The organism is Pseudomonas sp. NFPP25 (genome assembly GCF_900116505.1).
Classification (GTDB): domain Bacteria; phylum Pseudomonadota; class Gammaproteobacteria; order Pseudomonadales; family Pseudomonadaceae; genus Aquipseudomonas; species Aquipseudomonas protegens.
In genome coordinates this window covers 458,980-477,236 of sequence record NZ_FPBG01000004.1, presented here as the reverse complement: position 1 = coordinate 477,236, position 18,257 = coordinate 458,980, and the positions used below count along the sequence as shown (strand labels likewise).

Genomic DNA, 18,257 nt, shown 5'->3' with positions numbered 1-18,257 from the left:
ACCGCCCCCGCAGGAGAGTGCCCAAGGGCCTTTCTGCGGTGTCGGCCCAGTGCCGCCCAGGTCAGCTCAAGCTGTCCACTTCCCTGCCATTTTTCTCCGGGACACAGGTTTACGCAGATGAGCAAGACTTCTCTCGATAAGAGCAAGATCAAGTTCCTTCTCCTCGAAGGCGTCCACCAATCCGCTGTCGACGTCCTCAAGGCCGCCGGCTACACCAGCATCGAGTACCTCACCGGTTCTCTGCCGGAAGCCCAGCTCAAGGAAAAGATCGCCGATGCACACTTCATCGGCATTCGCTCCCGCACTCAACTGACCGAAGAGATCTTCGACCACGCGAAGAAACTGGTCGCAGTGGGCTGCTTCTGCATCGGCACCAACCAGGTTGACCTGTCCGCCGCTCGTGAGCGCGGCATCGCGGTGTTCAACGCGCCGTACTCCAACACCCGTTCGGTTGCCGAGCTGGTGCTGGCCGAGGCCATCCTGCTGCTGCGCGGCATCCCCGAGAAAAACGCTTCCTGCCACCGTGGCGGCTGGATCAAGAGCGCGGCCAACTCCTTCGAAATCCGTGGCAAGAAGCTGGGTATCGTCGGCTACGGCTCCATTGGTACGCAGTTGTCGGTCCTGGCCGAAGGCTTAGGGATGCAGGTGTTTTTCTACGACACCGTGACCAAGCTGCCACTGGGCAACGCCACCCAGGTGGGCAACCTGCACGAACTGCTGGGCATGTCCGACATCGTCACCCTGCACGTGCCGGAAACCGCGGCCACCCAGTGGATGATCGGCGAGAAGGAAATCCGCGCCATCAAGAAGGGCGGCATCCTGATCAACGCCGCCCGCGGCACCGTGGTCGAGCTGGACGCCCTGGCGGACGCGATCAAGGACAAGCACCTGATCGGCGCGGCCATCGACGTATTCCCGGTGGAGCCGCGCTCCAACGACGAAGAGTTCGAAAGCCCGCTGCGCGGCCTGGACAACGTGATCCTGACCCCGCACATCGGCGGTTCCACCGCTGAAGCCCAGGCCAACATCGGCCTGGAAGTGGCAGAAAAACTGGTCAAGTACAGCGACAACGGTACCTCGGTGTCCTCGGTCAACTTCCCTGAAGTGGCGCTGCCGGCCCACCCGGGCAAGCACCGTCTGCTGCACATCCACGAGAACATTCCGGGCGTGATGAGCGAGATCAACAAGGTCTTCGCCGAAAACGGCATCAACATCTCCGGCCAGTTCCTGCAGACCAACGAGAAGGTCGGCTACGTGGTGATCGACGTCGACGCCGAGTACTCGGACCTGGCGCAAGAGAAGCTGCAGCACATCAACGGCACCATCCGTTGCCGCGTGCTGTTCTAAGCCTCGACCGCGGCACAAAAAAGGGAGCCCTCTGGGCTCCCTTTTTTATCGTGTTTACGATTATTTCACTGTTACTGTGATTTTCTTGGAGACGATCACCGGGTTGAAAGGCACGTGGTTCTTGTCCCCCAGTTCCAGTTGCAGGGTGTGCTTGCCGGGTGCCAGGGTTACTTCGGTTTCGGTCTGGGCCTTGCCGAAGTGCAGGTGGTTGGCGTCCATCGGGATCGGCAGGTTCTCGGCAGGCAACTGATCGACATCGATCAGCAGGTGATGGTGGCCGGTGTTGGCGGTCTGATCGCCCGCCGGAGCCAGGGCGATGCCTTCAACGCCGAACTTGACCTTGAAGGTCTTGTCCACGGTGGCCCCGTCGGCCGGGGAAACGATAGTCACCTTGGCGCCGGCAGGTGCCTCGGTACGCGGAATTTCCGCTGCACCGGCCAGCATCGAGGTTCCCAGCAACAGACCGGCCAAAGCAGCACGCGACATAAAAATTTTCATTATCTTCTCCAGTTTTTCCGCAAATCTTTTACGGTTATGACAACTTCGTGGCAATTCGTTGTCGAAGGCACTCAACACCTTAGCAAAGCGAGCCTGAACGGCGCATCGCTCATATAAATTCAAGGAGTGACCATGCGTTTCCTGCCTGGCCTGTTACTTTTGCTGCCCCTTGCGAGCACTTGCGCTCAAGCCGAACTGATGGACGATATCAATGACCGCGGCGAGCTGCGCATCGCCCTGGAAGCCGATACACCGCCCTTCAATTTCAAGGACGACGGCAAACTCACCGGTTTCGAGGTGGAGTTGGGGCAACTGCTGGCCAGTGAACTGGACGTACGCGCGGACTTCGTGGTGACCGAGGCCGCCGAACTGCTCCCGGGAGTGGAAAGCGGCAAGTTCGACGTGGCGATCAACCACATAGCAATGACCCCGGAACTCAAGGATCGTTTCGATTTCAGCGAACCCTACAGCTATTCCAGTGCGCAGTTGATTGTGCGCAAGGAAGAGCAGCGTCCGCTGTTTTCCCTGCAGGCCCTGCGCGGCCAGGCGCTGGGGGTGGCCCAGGGCAGCCAGTTCGTCGATCAGGCGCGGACTGTGGAAGGGATCAACCTGCGCAGCTACGCCGATGCCCAGCAGCCGATCAAGGACGTGGCGGACAAGCAGATCGACGCTGCCATCAGCGATCGCCTGCTGATTCCCTACGCCATTCGCGACAGCCGCCTGCCGGTGAAAGAAGGCGCCAAGGTCGGACCGACCCTGAGCCTGGCGATCCCCTTCCAGAAAGGTAACCCGGCGTTTCGCGCGAGCCTGGACAGCGCCTTGCAGCGGATCAAGGCCGACGGGCGCCTGATGGCCCTGTCGGAGAAATGGTTCGGCATGGACGCGAGCAAACCGCCGAAGGCCGAAGCCGGGCAGTAAACGACACAAGCTGCCTGGATTGACCTGTAGCCGCAGCCTGCGAACGGCCCGAAGGGACGCAGGGGCTCCATGGCTGCTAGAGGTCGGCGGGAAATCGTCAAGCAAGGCCCTTAGGGCCTTTTCGCAGCCTCGCTAAAGCTCGGCAGCAGCTACGAGGACAATGCGGCCAGGGCGCTGGCGGCCTCGGGCAGTTGCAGCTCGCTGAAGACTTGCACCCCGTGCTGCTTGAGCAACGCGGCGGTGACGCCCTCCCCCGAAACCTTGACCCCGCTGAAGCTGCCGTCATAGGTCAGCAGGTTGCCGCAGGATGGGCTGTGGGCCTTGAGCACGGCAACGCGGATCCGGTGCTTTTCCACCAGTTCCAGGGCCTGGCGGGCGCCAGCCAGGAACTGGGCGCTGACATCTTCACCTTCGCAGGTCATCACCGGTGCCCGCCCCTCGAGCACATCGACACCCTGCCCGCCGGGGATCTCCGCCGGCGCCCGTGGCGTGGGCAAACCCCCAGCAACCTCCGGACACAAGGCAACCACTCGTCCCTCTTGCTGCCAGGCGGCCAGTTGATCGAACGGGCCGCTGGCACCGCCGTCGTAGCGTACGCGGTGGCCCAACAGGCAGCGGCTGACCAGGATCTTGTGCATATTCAGAACGGCTCGTTACCACGGCGCCGGAACCAGCCGGTCAGGGACAGGCGTTCCCGGGTCGCGGGCATGACTTCATGGGGGACTTCGCCGGAAAGAAACACCACCAGCCGCCCCCCGACAGGGACTACATCGTATTGCCCCCGGTCATTGAGGTACATGCGCAATTGCCCGCCCTGCTCGGGCAGCCACTCCTCATTGAGGTAGACCACCGCCGAGACCATGCGCCGGTCGTCATCGCGAAAGCGATCCACGTGGCGCTTGTAGAAGGCTCCCGGCGGGTACATCGCGAAATGGCATTCGAAATCTTCAAGCCCCAGGAACAGGCCTCGGTTCAGAGCCTCGCGCAGGCTGTCCATCAGTTCCAGGTAGCTATCGCAGGCCTGGGCCTGACCGGGTTCGAGCCACTGGATATGGTCGCCGCGAATACCCTCGCGGATCTCCTGGGCCGGCCCGCGTCCTACCGCCGCCGGCGCCAGTTCACCTTCAGCCGCACGTTTACGGCACTCAGCCGCCAGTTCGAGGGTCAGAGCCTCGGACAGGAAGACATTTTGCTGCGACCAGCCACAGGCGGCCAGGTCGTCGACAATGTTCAACAACAGCGGATGATCAGAGGGTATTTGCATGGCGCGCATAGTATCCAGCCTCAGAAAAATCTGACAGAGCCGCAGAGCGGAGGATGAAGCATTTTTTTCAATGGGCTTACACATCATCGGTTTGCCGAGGGATGCTGATACGAATTCTCGACAACCACCCTCTTGCCCCGGAGAATAGTCGCCTGCTGACAGGAGTCCTTATGCGCCGTTTGCTTTTCTCACTGTTGATCTTCTGCGCCTTGCCTGCCTGGGCAGACAGCCACGACCAGTTGTACCAGGTCGCCGGTTGGGCGCAACAGCGCGCGCATTTCAACGATGCTCTCAGCGCCGCCCAGCAGCGCTACCAGAGCAGCCTGCCGCCGGCGGTCTATCAAGCCCTGGTGGACAACAGCAACCAGCGCTTCGCACCCCAGGCCGTGGACCGTCGCGCCGAGGCCCAACTGCGGCAGAACCTGGCGGACCCCGCACCGGCCCTGGCCTTCTTCCAGTCGCCCCTGGGCCGCAAGATCGTCGCCGCCGAACTGCTGGCGACACGCCGCGACCAGCTGGCCAAGAACGCCCAGGGCCTGCCGAAGATGCAGGCCAGCGACAACCGCCAATTGATCATCGGCCACCTGGCCCAGGCCCTGCCGGCCCGGGAAGCGGGCGCAGAGGTGAGCCTGGCGATTGCCGGTGTCGCCGCCGACAGCCTGAGCCAGATGATTCCCGGCCTGCTGGGCGGCGGCCAGGCCCAGGGCATGCTCAACGGCCAGCGCCAGCGGCTGATGCAGCAGATCGGCAACGACCTGAACAACACCTTGCTGTACGTCTATCGGGATCTGTCCGACACGGAGCTGGAAGAGTTCGCCACCTTCGCCGAATCCAGCGAAGGCAAGGCCTACTACCAGGCCGCCCTGGCAGCGATTCGCGCCGGCCTGGCGGTCGGCCAGAGCACTTCCAGCCTCGCCCCCTGACCCGGCAACTCGCCTGTGACCGCTGCCGAGCCCGCAGGCCCTTGCCTGGCACTCGCCTGACGAGCCTGCAGTAGCCTGGGGTCTTGCGTCCCTTAGGGCCGTTCGCAGCCTGCGGCAGCGGCTGCACCAATCTCTAGAGGTGCTGGGTCAGAAAGGCGAAGTACTGATCGCGATACAACGGGATTTCATTGGCCAGGTGGTGCCGCGCATCGGGCAGCATCAACAGCTCGGGCGCGGCGAACTTGCCGCGAATCACCTGCAGATTGTGCTGCCAGTCCACGGTCATGTCCGCATCCCCCTGAACGATCAACGGCTGCCTGGAACTGCGGGGCGCCGCCTCCAGGCGCTTGATCCAGCGCGACAGCGCTCCCACCCAGGCCGTCGGCAAGCGTTGCGGCTGCAACGGGTCGACCTGCAGGAACGCGAGGAAATCCGGGTCGTTGGAGTTTTCGCTGAAGCGCCGGGCAATGCCGGTGACGAAGGGCCGCAGCGCGTAATAACTGAGCATCGACCAGCCCCAGGCCCGCGGCCGCACCAGAGGCGAGAGCAGCATCACCTGCCCCTGGGCCGGGCTCTCGGCGCCCTGGTTGAGCAGGTGGTCCATGATGATCGCGCCGCCGGTGCTTTGCCCGAACAGGTGCCAGGGCTCGGGGAGCTCCAGAGACCGGGCCTCGGCGAACAGGCCTTGCAGCACCCGCTGGTACACCGCGAAATCATCGATACTGGCCCGCTCGCCACTGGAAAGACCGTGCCCGGGCAGGTCGCAGGAAATCACCACGAAACGCCGTTGCAGCGCCCACTCGATCACATGCCGGTACAAGCCCATGTGATCGTAGAAGCCGTGGAACAGAAACAGCGTGGCCCGTGGCTGCTCCGGCCACCAGACCTGGCTCACCACGTCGTAGCCGTCCACCTGGAAACGCCCCAGGCGGCTGCGCGGCACCAGCGCCCGCCCGGCGAAATCCAGCCCATAGAAGCGCTGGTAGGCCTGCCCCTCCACCGACAAAGGCTGCCCGGCGACCAGAGGTTGCAGGCTGGCACGCAGGTGGTCGGGGTCGAAAGTGGCGGGCATAGAGAATTCCAAAGCGGGGGTACCGGCGACAAAACGGGCTTTCTGGGCCTGCGATATTCATCTGTCGCGGCAAGCATGGCAAGCTACGCGACCTTCGAGGACCGATCTTAATGCGCCAGTCTTACCGCACGCCCCTGCTTGCCAGCCTGCTCGTCCTGATCTGCGCCGTGGTGCTGTGGAACGCCTACGAATGGTTCCAGGGCCGCTATCTGCGGGCGTTCAGCGAGCACACCGCGATGTTCTCCGGCGACCCGTTGCAACTGCCCGCCGAACTGGCCGGCCCCGGGGCGATCCGCCTGGTGCATTTCTGGGACCCGGCCTGCCCCTGCAATGTCGGTAACCAGCAGCACCTGGCCGAGCTGATCGAAACCTATGGCCCGCGGGGCGTGGAGTTCTATGCCGTACAGAAGCCCGGCAGCCACGGCCAGCTACCCGCCACCCTGAGCCGCCTGAAGCACCTCGACAGCCTGCCCGGAGCGGAACAGATCCCCGCCAGCCCGGCAGTGGCGATCTGGGACCGCAACGGCAAGCTGGCCTACTTCGGCCCCTACAGCGAAGGCCTGACCTGCAATTCCAGCAACAGCTTCATCGAGCCCATCCTCCAGGCCCTTGAGGACAATCGCCCGGTCAGCGCCACCCACACCCTGGCCATCGGCTGCTACTGCCCCTGGCCGGCCGAACAAGGCATTCGCGACTAATCAAGGACTGCCTCCTGCGCGGGGCCCCTGACTTGTGCTAAATCTCTGCAGCTCTCCCAAGGCGGCATTGAATACAACAACAGCAAGGAGCCCGCATGAAACGCAGCCTGACCGTCGTCGCCGTACTGATCCTCGCCCTGCTGGCAGGGCTTGCCGGCTACCTGTACAGCAAGCAGCCGACGCGTCAGGGCCAGGTCGAGCTCAATGGCCTGCAAGGCTCGGTCACCGTGCGTTACGACGAACGCGGGGTGCCGCACATTCGCGCCGAAAACGAAGCCGACCTGTACCGCGCCCTGGGCTACGTGCACGCCCAGGACCGGCTGTTCCAGATGGAAGTGCTGCGGCGCCTGTCCCGGGGCGAGCTGGCAGAGGTGCTGGGGCCCAAGCTGGTGGACACCGACAAACTGTTCCGCAGCCTGCGGATTCGCGAACGGGCCGACAGCTATATCGCCGGGCTCGACCATCAGTCACCCGCCTGGAAGGCCCTGGAAGCCTATCTGGACGGCATCAACCAGTATCAGGACAGCCACGCCAGCCCCATCGAGTTCGACGTCCTGGGTATCCGCAAGCGGCCTTTCACCGCAGAAGACACCGTCAGCGTCGCCGGTTTCATGGCCTACAGCTTTGCCATGGCCTTTCGCACCGAGCCGCTGCTGACCTACATCCGCGACGAGCTGGGCAATGACTACCTGAAGGTGTTCGACCTCGACTGGCAGCCCAAGGGCGTGCTGGCCAAGGGCAAGACCCCACCTTCAGCGCCACTGGCCGCCGTCGACTGGCAGGGCCTGGGCCGAATCGCCCGCCTGAGCCAGCAAGCCCTGGAAGAAGCCGGGCTGCCGCAATTCGAGGGCAGCAATGCCTGGGTGGTTTCCGGCTCGCGGACCAAGAGCGGCCGCGCGCTGCTGGCCGGCGACCCGCATATCCGCTACTCGCTGCCGTCGGTGTGGTACGAGGCCCAGCTCTCGGCCCCTGGCTTTGAACTCTACGGTCATCACCAGGCCCTGGTGCCCTTCGCCTTCCTCGGCCACAACCTGGACTTCGGCTGGAGCCTGACCATGTTCCAGAACGATGACCTCGACCTGATCGCCGAAAAGGTCAACCCGGAGAACCCCAATCAGGTCTGGTTCCACGACAAGTGGGTGGACCTGATCACCAGCGAGCAGCAGATCGCCGTCAAGGGCCAGGCCCCGGTGACCCTGACCCTGCGCCAGTCGCCCCACGGCCCGATCATCAACGACATGCTCGGCACCACTGTGGGCAAGGCGCCGATCGCCATGTGGTGGGGTTTCCTGGAAACCCCGAACCCGATTCTCGACGGTTTCTACCAGCTCAACCGCGCAGACACCCTGGCCAAGGTCCGCGCTGCGGCCGCCAAGGTCCATGCACCGGGCCTGAACATCGTCTGGGCCAACGCCAAGGGCGACATCGGCTGGTGGGCGGCGGCGCTCCTGCCCAAGCGCCCGGCGGGGGCCAAGCCGGCCTTCATCCTCGATGGCAGCACCAGCCTGGCGGACAAGGAAGGCTTCTACCCCTTCAGCGCCAACCCCCAGGAAGAGAACCCGGCCCGGGGCTATATCGTCTCGGCCAACTTCCAGCCGGTATCCCCCACCGGCATGGAGATCCCCGGCTACTACAACCTGGCCGACCGTGGTCAGCAACTGGATCGGCAGCTCAGCGACAAGAGCCAGAAATGGGACCTGGAGAACACCCAGAAACTGCAGTTGGGCACCACCACCGCCTACGGGCCGCGCCTGCTGGCGCCGCTGTTGCCGGTGTTGCGTGAAGTGGTCAGCGACCCCGAGGAACTGAAGCTGGTGGAGCAACTGGCGAAATGGCAGGGCGACTATCCGCTGGAATCCACCAGCGCGACGCTATTCAACCAGTTCCTGTTCAACCTGGCCGATGCCACTTTCCATGAAAAACTCGGCGACGCCTATTTCGACGCCCTGATCCAGGCCCGGGTGGTGGACGCCGCCCTGCCCCGGCTGGCGGCGGACCCCGACTCGCCCTGGTGGGACAACCGCACCACGCCCCAGCGCGAAAGCCGCGCCGACACGGTCAAGCTGGCCTGGCGCGCCAGTATCGACCACCTGCGCCTGACCCTGGGCGCCAACCCGGCGCAATGGCGCTGGGGCCAGGCCCACACGCTGACCCACGGCCACCCGCTGGGCATGCAGAAGCCCCTGGACCGACTGTTCAACGTCGGCCCCCTGGACGCCCCCGGTAGCCACGAGGTGCCGAACAACCTCACCGCCAAGATCGGCCCGGCGCCCTGGTCAGTGGTCTACGGGCCCTCGACCCGGCGCATCATCGACTTCGCCGACCCGGCCCACAGCCTGACCATCAACCCGGTGGGCCAGAGTGGCGTGCTGTTCGACAAGCATTACGACGATCAGGCCGAAGCCTATATCGAAGGGGTCTACCAGCAGGCGCACTTCAGCGACGAGGAAGTCACCGCCAACACCCGCAGCACCCTGAAGCTGCTGCCGGCACGCCCCCGGGTCCCCGCGCCTTGACCAGCGGCGGGTGTAGAAGCGAGCTGGCCAGCGAAGAGGCCCGCAAGCCCTGCACTCCGCTGAAGGACGCCTTCGCCGGCAAGCCGGCTCCTACAAGGGTACGGTGCTGAAGTTCAGGCGGAACTGTTGCGGGGTCAGCCCCAGGCGCCGGTTGAACACGCTGCGCATGTGCTGGGCATCGCGAAAACCGCAGGCGTAGGCCACGGCCTTGAGCGGCGCCGCGCTGCGTTCGAGCATCCCCCGCGCCGCATCCATCCGCGCGCCTTCGACAAATTCCGCCGGAGTCACCCCCGCTTCTCGAACGAACACTCGGGCAAAATTGCGCGGGCTCATGTTCACCGCCCGGGCCAGCTCGGCAATGCTCAGGTCCGCCTGCAACCGGTCCTGCACATGCTGCTGGACCCGAGCCACGGTGGAGGTGGTCTCGGCCTGGGGCAACAGAAACGGGCTGAACTGCGACTGCCCCCCCGTGCGCTGGGTGAACACCACCAGACGCTTGGCCACGCTCAGGGCCACCCCCGCACCATGATCCTGGGCCAGTAGGTACAGCGACAGGTCGATGCCGGCGGTGACGCCCGCCGAAGTGAACAGCCTGCCGTCCTGGACGTACAGTCGATCAGCCTCGACCCGGGTGCCAGGGCACAGCGCAGCCAGCGCCGGTGCATCGCTCCAGTGGGTGGTCACCGTGCGCCCTTCCAGCAACCCGGCCCGGGCCAGGATGAACGCGCCGTTGCAGATCGAGCCGAAGCCCTTGGCCCGGGCGCAGGCCTCCCGCAGCCAGGCGTAGAAGGCCGGGCTGAACTGGCTGCCAGGCACCTGCGGGCCGCCCGCCACCAGCAACAGGTCAAAGGGCTCCAGGGCCTGGGTGAAGGAACAATGGGCCTGCAACAGCAGGCCATTGGAACAGGCCTGCGCCCCAGCCTCGACGCCAATCACCCGCAAGCGGTAATGATCCTCGGCCGGCAGAAACCGGTTGGCTTCGCAAAACACATCCATGGGCCCGGTGACATCGAGGGCCTGGACACCCGGAAAAACCAGCACGGCAACGCTTCTACCCATGGCGCAAACAGCCCTCAATGACCCGCGCCCGGCAACCCCGAGCGGCGGGCAATTGTCGCAAGCAAAGCTCGGGGGAACATAGCACTGGCAGGAAATGCACGCAGGTTGGCCGGGATCGCAGCCCCGGTGCGATTGTGGGCCGAAAGGGCCGGTAACAGACTGAAGGCTCCAGCGCCAGCACGGCGCCCGCCACGAGGAACGCCCCATGAGCTCCACCATCGCCGGGATCCGGATACCCGACAGCGCCCTGGCCCGGGCCACCACCGAGTACATCCGCGATGTCGAATCCGACCTGCTTTATCACCACTCGCGCCGGGTGTTCCTGTTCGGCGCCCTGAGCGGCGAACGCCGGCAGCTGGCTTACGACCCGCAGTTGCTCTACGTCGGCGCCATGTTCCACGACCTGGGGTTGGTGGAGGGCCTGCGCAGCGCCGACCAGCGCTTCGAAGTCGACGGCGCCAACGCCGCACGCGACTTTCTCCAGCCCTACGGCCTCAGCGCCGACGATATCGAGCAGGTCTGGCTGTCCATCGCCTTGCACACCACCCCAGGCATCCCCCAGCACCTGCGCCCTACCGTGGCCCTGGTCACCGCCGGGGTCGAGATGGATGTGCTGGGCATCGACTACGCCGCGTTCCCCGCGGCCCAGCGTGAAGCCGTGGTCCACGCCCACCCGCGCGGTGAAGGCTTCAAGGAATGCATCATCTGCGCCTTCGCCGACGGCCTGCACCATCGCCCGCAAACCACCTTCGGCAACGTCAAGACCGACGTCCTGGCCGACCAGCAGCCAGGGTTCAAGGCGTTGAATTTCGTCGAGGTGATTCGCCGTTCACCCTGGCAATCCTGACCCACCACCTCCGTTGCAGGAGCTGGCTGGCCAGCGAAGAGACCCGCAAGCCCAATCCCCTTCTGAAGGACGCTTGCCCCGGCAAGGGCCAATAAAAAACCTCGCTCCCGGAAACCGGGGCGAGGTTTTTTGATGACACAACCGCAACTCAGGCGGTTTCCGGCGCCTGGGCCCGACGCACGTCCGGCTGTTTCCAGGAGTCGGCAGCGCTTTCCTCGATGGCCTGCTGGATCGCCCGCTTGCGGGCTTCTTCGGCGCGCCGGCTGAAGAACCAGACCAGGAAGGTCACCAGAGACACCGCCAGCAGGATCAGGCTGGCCACGGCGTTGATCTCCGGCTTCACCCCCAGGCGCACCGCCGAGAACACTTCCATCGGCAAGGTGGTGGAACCCGGGCCGGAGACGAAGCTGGCCAGTACAAGGTCATCCAGGGACAGGGCGAAGGACATCATGCCGCCCGCTGCCAGCGAAGGCGCGATCATCGGGATGGTGATCAGGAAGAACACCTTCCACGGCCGCGCGCCCAGGTCCATGGCCGCCTCTTCGATGGACAGGTCCAGCTCACGCAGGCGGGCCGACACCACCACTGCCACATAGGCGGCGCAGAACGTGGTGTGGGCGATCCAGATGGTGACGATGCCGCGCTCCTGAGGCCAGCCGACCGCCTGGGCCATGGCCACGAACAGCAGCAGCAAGGAAAGACCGGTGATCACTTCCGGCATCACCAGCGGCGCGGTGACCAGGCCACCGAACAGGGTACGGCCCTTGAAGCGGGTGATCCGGGTCAGCACGAACGCCGCCAGGGTGCCCAGTGCCACCGCCGCTACAGCGGTGTAGCAGGCGATTTCCAGGGAGCGCATCACCGAGCCCATCAGTTGCTGGTTATCCAGCAGGCCGATGTACCACTTGATTGACCAGCCGCCCCACACCGTCACCAGCTTGGAGGCGTTGAACGAGTAGATCACCAGGATCAGCATCGGCAGGTAGATGAACAACAGGCCGAGCACCAGCATCAGGCTGGAGAAACTGAAGCGCTTCATTCCTTGCCCTCCATTTCCTTGGCCTGACTGCGGTTGAACAGGATGATCGGCACAATCAGGATCGCCAGCATCACCACCGCCAGGGCGGAAGCCACCGGCCAGTCACGGTTGTTGAAGAACTCTTGCCACAGCACCTTGCCGATCATCAGGGTTTCCGGACCGCCCAGCAGTTCCGGAATCACGAACTCACCCACCACCGGGATGAACACCAGCATGCAGCCGGCGATGATGCCGTTCTTGGACAGCGGCACGGTGATTTTCCAGAAGCTGTTGAAGGTACTCGAACCCAGGTCGGCCGCGGCCTCCAGCAGGCTGGTGTCGTGTTTCACCAGGTTCGCGTACAGCGGCAGGATCATGAACGGCAGGTAGGAATAGACCACCCCGATATACACCGCGATGTTGGTGTTGAGGATCTGCAGCGGCTCGTTGATCCAGCCCATGGACATCAGGAAGCCATTGAGCAGGCCGTTATTGCTGAGGATGCCCATCCAGGCATAGACGCGGATCAGGATCGCGGTCCAGGTCGGCATCATGATCAGCAGCACCAGCACCGTCTGCAATTCCTTGCGGGCACTGGCGATGGCGTAGGCCATCGGGTAGCCGATCAGCAGGCAGAGGATGGTGCTGAAGAACGCCATCTTCAGCGAGCCGAGGTAGGCGGCGATATAGAGTTCGTCGTCGCCGAGCATCGCGTAGTTGCCCAGGTTCAGCAGCAACTGCAGCTTCTGGTCGACGTAGCTGTAGATCTCGGTGTACGGCGGAATGGCCACGTCCGCTTCGGCGAAGCTGATCTTCAGGACGATGAAGAACGGCAGCATGAAGAACAGGAACAGCCAGATGAACGGAACCCCGATGACCAGCTGACGGCCACCGGGAATTATTCGATTGAGTCGGCGCTTGAGCTTTCGCATGTTCATGAGCGCAGTACCACGCCGCTGTCGTCTTCCCACCAGACGTAGACCTGGTCACCCCAGGTCGGCCGCGCACCACGGCGCTCGGCGTTGGCGACGAAGGATTGCACCAGTTTGCCGCTCGGCAGCTCGACGTAGAACACCGAGTGGCCGCCCAGGTAGGCAATGTCGTGGACCTTGCCGCTGGACCAGTTGTACTCGCAGGTCGGCATCTCGGCAGTCACCAGGAGCTTTTCCGGGCGGATCGCGTAGGTCACCGATTTGTCCTGCACCGAAGTGCTGATGCCGTGGCCGACATAGATGCTGCGGTCCAGGTCCTTGCAGGTGATCAGGGCGTGGCCCTCGGCATCGTCCACCACTTCACCCTCGAAGATGTTGACGTTGCCGATGAATTCGCAGACCAGGCGGCTGACCGGGGTCTCGTAGATGTCGATCGGGCTGCCGATCTGGGCGATCCAGCCCAGGTGCATGATGGCGATGCGTTCGGCCATGGTCATGGCCTCTTCCTGGTCGTGGGTCACCATTACGCAGGTCACGCCCACGCGCTCGATGATCTCCACCAGTTCCAGTTGCATCTGCGAGCGCAGCTTCTTGTCCAGGGCGCCCATGGGCTCGTCCAGCAAGAGCAGCTTGGGACGCTTGGCCAGGGAACGGGCCAGGGCCACGCGCTGGCGCTGGCCGCCGGAGAGCTGGTGCGGCTTGCGCTTGGCGTACTGGCTCATCTGCACCAGCTTGAGCATCTCTGCCACCCGGGCGTCGATCTCGGCGGCAGGAATCTTGTCCTGCTTGAGGCCGAAGGCGATGTTTTGCGCCACGGTCATGTGGGGGAACAGGGCGTAGGACTGGAACATCATGTTGATCGGCCGCTCGTAGGGCGGCATGTCGGTGATGTCTACACCATCGAGGAAGATTCGCCCCTCCGTTGGCCGTTCGAAACCGGCCAGCATCCGCAGCAAGGTGGACTTGCCTGAACCCGAACCGCCGAGCAGGGCGAAAATCTCGCCCTTCTTGATTTCCAGGGACACATCGTCCACGGCAACCGTCTCGTCGAACTTCTTCGTGACCCGGTCGATTTTGACCAGCACCTGCTTAGGTGTCTGGTCGCCCTCGAGGGCTTTCTTATAGGCGCCGGAGGCAACTGCCATTTGCGAAACTCCCAACAAAATTTGCAGCCCGCCCCATGCGGGCGGACCTTGGATAGTTTGAGCCTGTGGAACTATTTACCCGTCTTGACCTTGGTCCAGCTGCGGGTCATCAAGCGTTGGATATTGGGTGGCAACTCGGTGGACACGTAGGTCTTGTCGAGCACTTCCTGCGGTGGGTAGACCGCTTCGTCGGTGCGGATGGACTGCTCCATCAGCTTGTCCGACCCGGGGTTGGGGTTGGCATAACCGACATAGTCACTGACCTGAGCGATCACTTCAGGTTGCAGCAAATAGTTGATGAAGGCGTGGGCCTGCTTGACGTTGGTCGAATCCTTGGGGATCGCCAGCATGTCGAACCACAGGGCACCGCCCTCCTTCGGAATCGCATAGGCGATGTTCACACCCTTGCCGGCATCGGCGGCCCGGGCCTTGGCCTGGAACACATCGCCGGAAAACCCGATGGCCACGCAGATATTGCCGTTGGCCAGGTCCGAGATGTACTTGGACGAATGGAAGTAGGTCACGTAGGGGCGTACCGCCAGCAGCGTGGCCTCGGCCTTCTTGTAGTCCTGGGGGTTGGTGCTGTTGGCGTTCAGGCCCAGGTAGTTGAGGACCGTGGGCATCATCTCGTCGGCGGAGTCGAGGAAGGCCACGCCGCAGCTGTTGAGCTTCTTGATGTTCTCCGGCTCGAACAGCACGCTCCAGGAATCGATCTTGTCCACGCCCAGGGCGGCCTTGACCTTGTCGACGTTGTAGCCGATGCCGTTGGTCCCCCACAGGTACGGCACCGCGTACTGGTTGCCCGGATCGTTCATTTCCAGACGCTTGAGCAGTACCGGATCAAGGTTCGAATAGTGGGTCAGCAGGCTCTTGTCGAGCTTCTGGAAAGCCCCGGCCTTGATCTGCTTGCCCAGGAAGTGGTTGGACGGCACGACCACGTCATAACCGGTACGGCCGGCCAGCAACTTGCCTTCCAGGGTTTCATTGGAATCGAATACGTCATACACCGGCTTGATACCGGTGGCCTTTTCAAACTCGGCCAGGGTGTTCTGACCGATGTAATCGGACCAGTTATAAATATGCACGGTCGGTGCAGCCTGCGCGCCAGCCACCAGCGTCAGGCCGGCGGCGGCCAGCATGGCTTTGCGAAATAAAGAAATAGGCAAGTGGAGGTCCTCTTAAATAGTTGGGCCCAAGTTGCCCCGCGCTACCTGACAGCCTCCAAGCTGCCCAGCAACAAAACCGGCGCGCAACTTACCCTCGATAAACCAATCCAGCAAAACTTTCTGTCATTTAATTGTTTCCTGTTGCCGCCCTCGCCACGACGACGGCAACAGGGAGTGCTGCAAATCGGCTTATTTACCGGATTTGATCTTGGTCCAGCTGCGGGTCAGGATGCGCTGGGTCGCGGCCGGCAGGTCGGCGATCGCGTACAGCTTGGCCTGCACCTCAGCTGGCGGGTAGACGCCCGGGTCGCTGGTGATGTCTTTATCGACCAATGGGGTTGCAGCCGCGTTACCGTTGGGGAAACGCACGGCGTTGGTGATTTCGGCCATGACTTCAGGCTTTTGCAGGAAGGTCATGAACTTGTAGGCGCCTTCGACGTTTTCCGCGTCTTTGGGGATGGCCACCATGTCATAGAAGCTGCCAGCACCCTCTTTGGGGATGTTGTAGCTGACCTTGACCTTGTCACCGGCTTCGGCGGCACGAGCCTTGGCCTGGTAGATGTCGCCCGAGTAACCCACGGCGACGCAGATGTTGCCATTGGCCAGGTCGGAGATGTACTTGGAGGAGTGGAAGTAGGCGATCGAAGGACGGATCTTGAGGAACAGCGCTTCGGCTTCAGCCAGTTGCTTCTTGTCCTGGCTGTCGGTCGGGTAGCCCAGGTAGTGCAGCGCCACCGGAATCATCTCGGTTGGCGAATCGAGGAAGCTGACGCCGCAGGCCTTCAGCTTCTCAGCGTTCTCAGGCTTGAACAGCAGGTCCCAGGAGTTGGTCGGTGCATCGGCACCCAGCGCGGCCTTGACCTTCTCGGCGTTGAAGCCGATACCGATCGAGCCCCACATGTAAGGGAAGGCATGCTTGTTGCCCGGGTCGCTCACCGAAACCGCCTTGAGCAGCGATTCGTTGAGGTTCTTCCAGTTCGGCAACTTGGAGCGGTCCAGTTCCTGGTAGACACCGGCCTTGATCTGCTTGGCCAGGAAGTTGTTGGAAGGCACCACAACGTCATAACCGGACTTGCCGGCGAGCAACTTGGCTTCCAGGGTTTCATTGCTGTCGAACACGTCGTAGACAACCTTGATGCCCGACTCGGCTTCAAACTTCTTGATAGTGTCCGGCGCGATGTAATCGGACCAGTTGTAAACGTGCAGCACTTTATCGTCCGCTTGTGCCGCCGCCGCCATCACGCCCATCAGGGACATGGCGAGGAGGGTCTTGCCAGCTAACTTCATACCTAATGCCTTCATGCGTAATGCTCCAATTATTCTTTTTAACCACTCGCTCAGCGGCCAATATCCGGGCAACCAAAACGGCGGGTAGTCTGGCAAGATCCAAGGCCGGCTTTCAAGAAAAGACCAGGCTTTTACATCTGCTTTGAACGCAGTGCCCGCAAGCACCGCGCTCAAAGCCTAGCACTCAGCCCTCGAGCACACTCAAGGTCAGGTCCAGACACTTGCGCGCCTTGGCCACCAGCTCGTCGATCTCCGCCTCGCTGATCACCAGGGGCGGCGCAATGATCATGGTGTCACCCACCGCGCGCATGATCAGGCCGTTGTCGAAGCAGAACTGCCGGCAGATCATGCCCACGCCTCGGCCTTCGTAACGCGCCCGGGTGGCCTTGTCCTTGACCAGTTCGATGGCCCCCAGCAGCCCTACCCCGCGAACCTCGCCCACCAGCGGGTGGTCGCTCAACTCGCGCAGACGTTTCTGCAAATACGGTGCCGCTTTTTCATGGGCGCGCTGGATAATTTTCTCTTCGCGCATGATGCGGATGTTTTCCAGGGCCACGGCAGCGGCCACCGGGTGCCCGGAATAGGTGAAACCGTGGTTGAAGTCGCCGCCCTCGTTGAGCACCGCCACCACTTCGTCGCGCACGATCAGCCCACCCATGGGGATGTAGCCGGAGGTCAGGCCCTTGGCGATGGTCATCATGTCCGGCTTGAGGTCGTAGAAATCGCTACCGAACCACTCACCGGTGCGCCCGAAGCCACAGATCACTTCATCGGCAACGAACAGGATGTCGTACTTGGCAAGGATTTCCTTGATCCGCGGCCAGTAGCTGTCCGGCGGCACAATCACGCCACCGGCGCCCTGGATCGGTTCGGCGATAAAGGCCCCGACATTGTCCACGCCCAGTTCGAGGATCTTCTCTTCGAGCTGGTTGGCGGCCCAGATACCGAACTCTTCGGGGCTCATGTCGCCGCCTTCGGCGAACCAGTAAGGCTGCGGGATGTGGACGATACCCGGGATCGGCAAGTCGCCCTGCTCGTGCATGTAGGTCATGCCGCCGAGGCTGGCACCGGCCACAGTGGAACCGTGGTAGCCATTGACCCGGCTGATGATGGTTTTCTTGTTCGGCTGGCCCTTGATCGCCCAGTAGTGGCGGACCATGCGCAGCATGGTGTCGTTGCCTTCGGAGCCGGAACCGGTGAAGAACACGTGGTTCATGCCTTCTGGCGCGATATCGGCGATCGCCTTGGACAGCTCCAGCACCGGTGGGTGGGCGGTCTGGAAGAACAGGTTGTAATAGGGCAGTTCGCGCATTTGCTTGCTGGCGGCTTCCGCCAGTTCGTCACGGCCATAGCCGATGGCTACGCACCACAGGCCGGCCATGCCGTCGAGAATCTGATTGCCTTCACTGTCCCAGAGGTACACACCCTTGGCATGGGTGATGATCCGCGGGCCCTTTTCCTTCAGTTGCTTGAAGTCACTGAACGGTGCCAGGTGGTGATCACTGCTGAGGGTTTGCCACTCGCGGGTTTGCGGGTTTTTATGAGTCATCAATCTCTCCTTAGTGTC

General features: G+C 63.0%; 17 protein-coding genes. 6 read left to right on the top strand and 11 right to left on the bottom strand.

Translation table 11 applies throughout. The features are described from left to right. Window positions 1–117: 117 nt before the first annotated feature. Window positions 118–1,347 (top strand): phosphoglycerate dehydrogenase, encoded by a 1,230-nt coding sequence (gene serA, locus BM382_RS18465; RefSeq protein ID WP_011064084.1) that lies wholly within the window; start codon window positions 118–120, stop codon window positions 1,345–1,347. Between the two features lie 60 nt (window positions 1,348–1,407). On the opposite strand, the gene BM382_RS18460 is transcribed toward serA, so the two are convergent. Beyond that, complete coding sequence (locus tag BM382_RS18460) at window positions 1,408–1,845, bottom strand: DUF4399 domain-containing protein (protein ID WP_072443525.1); 438 nt, start codon at window positions 1,843–1,845, stop codon at window positions 1,408–1,410. A 132-nt stretch (window positions 1,846–1,977) separates the two neighbouring features. Between BM382_RS18460 and BM382_RS18455 the strand changes: the two genes are divergently transcribed. Beyond that, the gene (locus BM382_RS18455; protein WP_011064086.1) at window positions 1,978–2,763 is read left to right on the top strand and encodes a transporter substrate-binding domain-containing protein; all 786 of its coding nucleotides are present in this window, start codon (window positions 1,978–1,980) and stop codon (window positions 2,761–2,763) included. A 149-nt stretch (window positions 2,764–2,912) separates the two neighbouring features. Here BM382_RS18455 and BM382_RS18450 read toward each other — a convergent pair whose 3' ends face one another. Then, window positions 2,913–3,401, bottom strand: coding sequence for a 2-thiouracil desulfurase family protein (locus BM382_RS18450; RefSeq protein WP_011064087.1), 489 nt, complete (start codon window positions 3,399–3,401; stop codon window positions 2,913–2,915). Window positions 3,402–3,403: 2 nt separating this feature from the next. Beyond that, window positions 3,404–4,036, bottom strand: coding sequence for a 2OG-Fe(II) oxygenase (locus tag BM382_RS18445; protein ID WP_011064088.1), 633 nt, complete (start codon window positions 4,034–4,036; stop codon window positions 3,404–3,406). Between the two features lie 161 nt (window positions 4,037–4,197). Between BM382_RS18445 and BM382_RS18440 the strand changes: the two genes are divergently transcribed. Beyond that, window positions 4,198–4,950 carry a DUF2059 domain-containing protein gene (locus BM382_RS18440; RefSeq protein ID WP_011064089.1) on the top strand — a complete coding sequence of 251 codons (753 nt, stop codon included), beginning with the start codon at window positions 4,198–4,200 and terminating at the stop codon, window positions 4,948–4,950. A gap of 133 nt (window positions 4,951–5,083) precedes the next feature. Here the strand turns inward: BM382_RS18440 and BM382_RS18435 are convergent, their stop codons facing one another. Then, window positions 5,084–6,022 (bottom strand): phospholipase BipL, encoded by a 939-nt coding sequence (locus BM382_RS18435; RefSeq protein ID WP_072443523.1) that lies wholly within the window; start codon window positions 6,020–6,022, stop codon window positions 5,084–5,086. A gap of 110 nt (window positions 6,023–6,132) precedes the next feature. Between BM382_RS18435 and BM382_RS18430 the strand changes: the two genes are divergently transcribed. Together BM382_RS18430 and BM382_RS18425 are read left to right on the top strand one after the other, a co-directional pair. After that, the gene (locus BM382_RS18430) at window positions 6,133–6,720 is read left to right on the top strand and encodes a DUF6436 domain-containing protein (RefSeq protein WP_019093425.1); all 588 of its coding nucleotides are present in this window, start codon (window positions 6,133–6,135) and stop codon (window positions 6,718–6,720) included. 95 nt (window positions 6,721–6,815) lie between these two features. Then, a complete protein-coding gene (locus tag BM382_RS18425) occupies window positions 6,816–9,236 on the top strand; it encodes a penicillin acylase family protein (RefSeq protein WP_072443521.1) in 2,421 nt (806 codons plus the stop codon). 90 nt (window positions 9,237–9,326) lie between these two features. Here BM382_RS18425 and BM382_RS18420 read toward each other — a convergent pair whose 3' ends face one another. Beyond that, the gene (locus BM382_RS18420; RefSeq protein ID WP_011064093.1) at window positions 9,327–10,295 is read right to left on the bottom strand and encodes a GlxA family transcriptional regulator; all 969 of its coding nucleotides are present in this window, start codon (window positions 10,293–10,295) and stop codon (window positions 9,327–9,329) included. Window positions 10,296–10,500: 205 nt separating this feature from the next. Here BM382_RS18420 and BM382_RS18415 point away from each other — a divergent pair, with 205 nt between their 5' ends. Continuing rightward, window positions 10,501–11,142, top strand: coding sequence for an HD domain-containing protein (locus BM382_RS18415; RefSeq protein WP_072443520.1), 642 nt, complete (start codon window positions 10,501–10,503; stop codon window positions 11,140–11,142). Between the two features lie 148 nt (window positions 11,143–11,290). On the opposite strand, the gene BM382_RS18410 is transcribed toward BM382_RS18415, so the two are convergent. The 6 genes from BM382_RS18410 to BM382_RS18385 all read right to left on the bottom strand — a co-directional run bounded on the left by BM382_RS18410 (window position 11,291) and on the right by BM382_RS18385 (window position 18,239). Then, window positions 11,291–12,181 (bottom strand): ABC transporter permease subunit, encoded by an 891-nt coding sequence (locus BM382_RS18410; protein WP_011064095.1) that lies wholly within the window; start codon window positions 12,179–12,181, stop codon window positions 11,291–11,293. Then, window positions 12,178–13,059, bottom strand: a complete 882-nt coding sequence (locus BM382_RS18405; RefSeq protein WP_169892555.1) for an ABC transporter permease subunit — start codon at window positions 13,057–13,059, stop codon at window positions 12,178–12,180. The genes BM382_RS18410 and BM382_RS18405 overlap by 4 nt, the downstream gene beginning before the upstream one ends. A gap of 35 nt (window positions 13,060–13,094) precedes the next feature. Further along, entirely contained in the window at window positions 13,095–14,237 is a 1,143-nt protein-coding gene (potA, locus tag BM382_RS18400; protein WP_041120308.1) for an ABC transporter ATP-binding protein, read from the bottom strand. A gap of 71 nt (window positions 14,238–14,308) precedes the next feature. Continuing rightward, window positions 14,309–15,403, bottom strand: coding sequence for a polyamine ABC transporter substrate-binding protein (locus BM382_RS18395; RefSeq protein WP_072443517.1), 1,095 nt, complete (start codon window positions 15,401–15,403; stop codon window positions 14,309–14,311). 189 nt (window positions 15,404–15,592) lie between these two features. Continuing rightward, complete coding sequence (locus tag BM382_RS18390) at window positions 15,593–16,690, bottom strand: polyamine ABC transporter substrate-binding protein (RefSeq protein WP_026020018.1); 1,098 nt, start codon at window positions 16,688–16,690, stop codon at window positions 15,593–15,595. Window positions 16,691–16,874: 184 nt separating this feature from the next. Further along, the gene (locus BM382_RS18385) at window positions 16,875–18,239 is read right to left on the bottom strand and encodes an aspartate aminotransferase family protein (protein WP_011064100.1); all 1,365 of its coding nucleotides are present in this window, start codon (window positions 18,237–18,239) and stop codon (window positions 16,875–16,877) included. Window positions 18,240–18,257: the final 18 nt, after the last annotated feature.